Below are 5,269 nucleotides of genomic sequence, written 5' to 3' on the forward strand. Positions count from 1 at the left end.
CGTCGATCGGGACGACGGATGCCCCCGCCGTGGTCGTCATCCCGAGAGCGTCTCAACAGACGAGAGGAAGGCGTGACGATCGCCGATGCTGCGAATCGCACTTCGCGGTGTGAATGCTCATGACTGTCGAGAAACGCTGGTTGGGTGGTAGACCCAGTCGCAGTTCGAGCAATATGCGCTGTCGAATCCGACCGGCCGAGTCGAACCCGAGCAGAATCGGCAGATGCTGGCAGGAGGCAACATCGGGCCCGCAGCGAGGGACGCGAACTGACCGACCTCCTGACGGATCGCCCTGTTGTGCCGTTCGTTCTTCATCCTTGCGATGGCTTTCCTGATGTAGCGCATAACGTGAGCCTCCCGTTGTAGGTCTGTGCGACCCGCCAATTTTTTTGCCGTTCTGGCACGTTTTTCGATGGGTACGAACGCACCGAAACACAAATGCGGGTAGCGCGATGCGGACCGCAAAGTTTTCCTGCGAGCGGAGCGAGTGCGGGAGTGAAAGTTTTCGGTTCGTATCGTGCCGAAGCGCAGCGGAGCCGCAATTGTGTGTAGGTGTGGGCGTACGTAGAATCGAAATGCCAGAAGGGAATCTCAATAGGTTTTGTCAAGCACGGCCGCAGGCCGTTCCGAGTGGACGGCGCCGCCGCCCGGTGAAGTTGTTGCGTCGAGGGATGCAACGGCCTGGCTGCCTCAGGTCCGCGCTCGTCAGACCGATTTGCTTCGGCGTTTCCGTCTTTACTTTCGACGTCTGGACGTCTAAATTCGCACACATGAGCGGCAAACTTCGCCCCGGGGTGGTGCGTGATGCAATCCTCGACTCTCTGCGAGGATCCCGAGTGCTGACTATCGACGAGATCCATGCTGCGGTGGAGAAGCGCATCGGCGCTGGCGTCGCACGGTCCTCGGTGCGGTCCTACCTGAGTTTGAACACGCCCACGACATTCGAGCGACTGGATCGTGGCGCGTACAAATTGGCACAGAAGTGACTGCCAAATCGCGTGTATTCACGCACGGGCGAACACAATTGGTCAATATCGAGTGCACCGATTGGCTCGGGTCGAGGGCCGAGAAATCCATCCATGCAGTGGTGACAGACCCACCGTACGGGCGACACGAGTACACCGAGGCTCAGCAGGCGAAGCTACGTTCCGGTCGCGGTGGGGTATGGCGCATCCCGCCGTCGTTCGACGGACATCCGCGAGCGCCGCTTCCACGTTTCACCACGATGACCAAAGCTGATCTCGATCACATCCGCGAGTTCTTCACCACGTGGGCAACCGCTTTGTATCCGGCGTTGGTACCGGGTGCACACGTGATGATCGCCGCGAATCCTCTGGTCTCCCCGTATATCGCCATGGGCTTGGGCGAGGCGGGATTGGAACGCCGCGGGGAGATCGTGCGTGCGGTGATGACTATGCGCGGTGGCGACCGGCCTAAGAACGCGCACGAGGAGTTCACAGACGTTTCGGTTATGGCACGTTCTCAGTGGGAGCCGTGGTTGCTCTACCGGCGACCGATCGAGTGCAAAACGGTGGCCGATAACCTGCGGAAGTACAAAACTGGTGGTCTGCGCAGGATTTCTGGGCAACAGCCGTTCGGTGATCTGATTCTTTCGCACCCCACCCGCAAGAGTGAACGCGCGATTGCCGATCATCCGTCGTTGAAGCCGCAGTCGTTCTTGCGCACCATAGTTCGCGCATCACTGCCGCTCGGGGAAGGAGTGGTGCTGGATCCGTTCGCCGGATCAGGCTCGACGTTGGCGGCGGCGGAGAATCTGGGATACGAGTCGATCGGGCTCGAACGCGATCCGCAATATTACAAGCTCGCGAAGACTGCTATTCCGAAGCTGGCAGTACTGGAGACGTCTGTGGGACCTGCTCAACGCCGCCAGGCTGAGTGACCGCCTGAACTTTCGTCGAGATAGACCCATCCCCGACGAAAGTTGACCAACCCCGCTTTGTGCAGGGTCGAGGTTCTGGTTCCCAGTGTTCCGCGCTCGTTGTGCCGAAAGTCGCTGACCGAGACATCAGCGATGTAAATCTCGCGGAACCGTAGCGGTTCGCGCTCGTAGATGGATTTGTTGCGGTCGTTGTCGACTTCGTAGACCCACACACACAACGTTTGATCTCGACCACCATGAGTATCGACGGCGCCGCCCGGTTTCCGAGTCGCTTTGACTTCGACACCTTCCGACCCGGCCGCGATCTTGTCGTTGGGATATCGACCGCGGACGATGAGATCTGGGTGCCCGTTGTGGTGCAAATTCGATGTCAACGCGCGCGAGTGATTGGCCATGCTGTCGGTGATCATGTCCGACAACATGCCTGACATCGCCGCCGGCCGAATCATGTCGTCGAACCGCTGCAGACCCTTGCCTGCCAGGTTGTCGTTCACATCGGCAAAGAAGTCGTACACGTCCTGCATAGCGGAGATGAAATCCATCTTCCGTAGTGCATACGGGTACGCAAGGTCCGGATTGAACTTCGTTTCGTCGACCTCTGCTCTTTTCACCCCCGGCACGATCCGGAGATTATCACCGGCCCCCTATGCAGCGGCTGGTGCGGCCGCCGGCTCGATGTACAAGCGGTCGTCGCGCAGCATCGCCCACAGAACATTGGACCGCCGTCGAGCCAGAGCCAGGACTGCTTGGGTATGGCGTTTACCCTCTCCTCGTTTGCGGTCGTAGTAAGTTCTGGATTCGCTACAGGACACGATGCTGAGCTGCGCCGATAGATAGAACACACGCAGTAAGCGGCGGTCGTAGCGCCGCGGGCGGCGATGGTTGCCTCTGATACGACCCGAATCGCGTGGGACAGGAGCGAGTCCAGCTATTGCCGCGAGCCGGTCCTGGCTGTTGAACACGGTCACGTCGCCGCCGACGGCGGCTAGAAACTCGGCACCGAGTTGGCGAGCTGGGTTCGGTCCTACGCCCGCCTGAACGACGTTTCCCATGAGGACGGTATCGACGGCGGATCCGTCGATACCGGCGCGTTCCAGCGCGCACGCGACTGCTGCGGCGCCGAGGTCGACCGCGGTCAACGAGGAAAGGGCACCGCCGAGCTTGCCGATAGGGGTGCGGGCACCGGCGGACATGATCGTGTGGGTCATGGCTGCTTTCTTGTTCGTCAGGCGGGCGGGGTGCACGAACGCGCGGGCATGCGTGCCGTTACGACGCGGCGATGATGGGGCTGGCGTCGATGAAGATGAGATATTCGGTGATTTTGTTGTTCTCGACGGTGGTTCGAGTGACTGCGGGCAGCGTGATTCGCTCGCCGCTGCGCATGGTGTACGTGACGTCGACTCTCAGGGCTGCGACGGTTTCGGCGTGCCATTCTTCGATGATGTGGTGTTCCATGCTTGCGACGTTGCCGAGGTAGCCGGCGACCCACGTGGCGATGTTGTCTCGCCCGTGGATGACGGGATTGTTGCCCATACGGAAGGTGCAGTTGTCGTCGAAGAAGTCGAAGAAGGCAGCGATGTCGGTGTCGGCGGCGTGGAGCAGATGCCGTGTGGTGGCCACTTCGGTGCTGATTGTCATGGGTGTCCGTTCAGTTTCAGGTCGATTGGCGGGTCAGGGTTGTCCGTTGTGTATCGCGTCGTGGTGGCGCGCTGCCGCCACCACGCGTGGATCGCGGTCTCCGGCGTCCAGCTGAGACAGGACTTCGCGGAGCCGGCGGTAGTACTCGCCGAGTGTCAGACCGAATTCCGCCAGAATGAATTCGTGGCCGCCGTCGTAGGGTGCCCATCGTTCGGCGAAATCGAGTAGTGCGCCGTCGAATCGAGACAGCCTTGCTCGGTGTAGTTCTCGTCTACCGCTGGCCATGGTGGTGTCGTCCGTTCGGTCAGATCAGGTCGCTTGCCGAATAGCCCTGTTCGAGTCGCTGTTTCACTGCGCCGAGGTATCGGGCTGCGTCCGCTCCGTCGACGATTCGGTGGTCGTAGGACAGAGACAGGTGCACTGAGGGGGCGACCGCGATCGTCAGGTTCCCGGACGCGTCGTATATCGGTTTGAGGCGTTCCACGACGGTGCCGGTCCCCAGGATCGCCGATTGAGGCTGATTGATGATGGGTGTGTCGAACAGAGCACCTCGGCTGCCGGTGTTGGTGATGGTGAAGGTGCCCCCGGACAGGTCGTCAGCACCGATGGTTCCGGCTCGGACCCGTTCGGCTGCCGACGCGATGGCCTCGGCGAGTCCGGTGATCGACAGGTTCTGTGCCTCACGTAGGACGGGGACCATCAATCCTTTGGGACTGTCCACGGCCATGCCGAGGTGGCAGGCGCGGTGGTAGGTCACCGTGGTGACGTCGGCGTCGAGAGACGAGTTGACGACGGGGATCTCCCGGAGTGCTTCGATGGCGGCTTTGACGAAGAACGGCAAGTAGGAGAGCTTGTGGCCGGTCCTGCGCTCGAACGCCTCTTTGTTGTCGCGGCGTAGCTGGGCGATGGAGGAGATGTCCACCTCGACCACGGTGGTCAGTTGTGCTGCCACACGTAATGATTCGACCATGCGCGCGGCGATTGTTCGACGAATGCGGGGCAGTTTTTCGACACGGTCTGCTCCGCCGGAGCTCGTATCGGTGTCGGGGACGCTGCCCACATCCGGACGCGCCGAATCCGTTGATGCGGCGATGGTCGCCGCCGGTTCGGGCGTGGGACGCGTTTCGGGCGCGGACTGCTCGTACGATCCGGTTTCCGAAGCCGCTGACGGTGCCGTCTCGGATGTCGAATTCGGTTGGGCCGGAGAGTGAGCCGGGACGATGTCGCCGGCTTCTTGTGCTGGTGGGGTGGGTTGATGTGAAACTGAAGGTGGCGTGGCAACGGAGACCGGTGCGGCGTCCGTAGGTTCGACGCGTGCGAGCGGTGCGCCGATGTCGATGACATCGTCCTCGACCGCGAGGATCTCGGTGAGGACTCCCGCGATGGGTGAGGGGATTTCGGTGTCGACTTTGTCGGTGGCGACTTCGAGGAGTGGTTCGTCGATGTCGATCGTGTCGCCGGGTTGTTTGAGCCAGCGTGTGACGGTGCCTTCGGTGACGTTCTCCCCCAGGGAGGGCATGGAGACGGTGGTGGTGGGTGAGGCTGTCATGGTGTGTCCCGTCGTCGAGTGGGGGCCGCGATGTCGACTCTCATCGGCCGGTGACGTCCAGTGCGGCACGAACAATGGAGTCGGTGTCGATGTGGTGATGTTCATAGACGTCCTCGAGGGAGCCGGGCCTTGACCCCGGATGTTGGACACGGGGATTTTCTGGCTATGCAGCCTGGATGAGG

The 5,269-nt window shown here is 61.4% G+C and carries 7 protein-coding genes; 2 read left to right on the forward strand and 5 right to left on the reverse strand.

Annotated features, from left to right (window positions below; all coding sequences use genetic code 11):
* The first annotated feature begins 770 nt into the window (after nucleotides 1–770).
* Nucleotides 771–986, forward strand: a complete 216-nt coding sequence (locus tag ACHIRB_RS30620) for a hypothetical protein (protein ID WP_395117891.1) — start codon at nucleotides 771–773, stop codon at nucleotides 984–986.
* Between the two features lie 101 nt (nucleotides 987–1,087).
* Nucleotides 1,088–1,900 (forward strand): DNA-methyltransferase, encoded by an 813-nt coding sequence (locus tag ACHIRB_RS30625; RefSeq protein ID WP_395117893.1) that lies wholly within the window; start codon nucleotides 1,088–1,090, stop codon nucleotides 1,898–1,900.
* Here the strand turns inward: ACHIRB_RS30625 and ACHIRB_RS30630 are convergent.
* Genes ACHIRB_RS30630 through ACHIRB_RS30650 form a run of 5 tightly spaced genes read right to left on the reverse strand, consistent with a single transcriptional unit; the run spans nucleotide 1,879 to nucleotide 5,087 of the window.
* Nucleotides 1,879–2,511 carry a hypothetical protein gene (locus tag ACHIRB_RS30630; protein ID WP_395117895.1) on the reverse strand — a complete coding sequence of 211 codons (633 nt, stop codon included), beginning with the start codon at nucleotides 2,509–2,511 and terminating at the stop codon, nucleotides 1,879–1,881. The genes ACHIRB_RS30625 and ACHIRB_RS30630 overlap by 22 nt on opposite strands.
* Nucleotides 2,512–2,544: 33 nt before the next feature.
* Nucleotides 2,545–3,108: a thiolase family protein gene (locus tag ACHIRB_RS30635; RefSeq protein ID WP_395117897.1), complete on the reverse strand. Its 564-nt coding sequence runs from the start codon at nucleotides 3,106–3,108 to the stop codon at nucleotides 2,545–2,547.
* 58 nt (nucleotides 3,109–3,166) lie between these two features.
* Nucleotides 3,167–3,538 (reverse strand): nuclear transport factor 2 family protein, encoded by a 372-nt coding sequence (locus tag ACHIRB_RS30640; protein ID WP_395117899.1) that lies wholly within the window; start codon nucleotides 3,536–3,538, stop codon nucleotides 3,167–3,169.
* A 33-nt stretch (nucleotides 3,539–3,571) separates the two neighbouring features.
* Nucleotides 3,572–3,823 (reverse strand): DUF3263 domain-containing protein, encoded by a 252-nt coding sequence (locus ACHIRB_RS30645; RefSeq protein WP_395117901.1) that lies wholly within the window; start codon nucleotides 3,821–3,823, stop codon nucleotides 3,572–3,574.
* 19 nt (nucleotides 3,824–3,842) lie between these two features.
* Nucleotides 3,843–5,087 carry a 2-oxo acid dehydrogenase subunit E2 gene (locus ACHIRB_RS30650; RefSeq protein ID WP_395117903.1) on the reverse strand — a complete coding sequence of 415 codons (1,245 nt, stop codon included), beginning with the start codon at nucleotides 5,085–5,087 and terminating at the stop codon, nucleotides 3,843–3,845.
* Between the last annotated feature and the right edge of the window lie 182 nt (nucleotides 5,088–5,269).

This window comes from Antrihabitans spumae, assembly GCF_043944905.1.
GTDB lineage: Bacteria > Actinomycetota > Actinomycetes > Mycobacteriales > Mycobacteriaceae > Antrihabitans > Antrihabitans spumae.

Bases quoted from the DNA above. Each gene is read 5' to 3' on its own strand.
- ACHIRB_RS30620 (WP_395117891.1), top strand. From the start codon at position 771: ATGAGCGGCAAACTTCGCCCCGGGGTGGTGCGTGATGCAATCCTCGAC.
- ACHIRB_RS30640 (WP_395117899.1), bottom strand. From the start codon at position 3,538: ATGACAATCAGCACCGAAGTGGCCACCACACGGCATCTGCTCCACGCC.
- ACHIRB_RS30645 (WP_395117901.1), bottom strand. From the start codon at position 3,823: ATGGCCAGCGGTAGACGAGAACTACACCGAGCAAGGCTGTCTCGATTC.
- ACHIRB_RS30635 (WP_395117897.1), bottom strand. From the start codon at position 3,108: ATGACCCACACGATCATGTCCGCCGGTGCCCGCACCCCTATCGGCAAG.
- ACHIRB_RS30650 (WP_395117903.1), bottom strand. From the start codon at position 5,087: ATGACAGCCTCACCCACCACCACCGTCTCCATGCCCTCCCTGGGGGAG.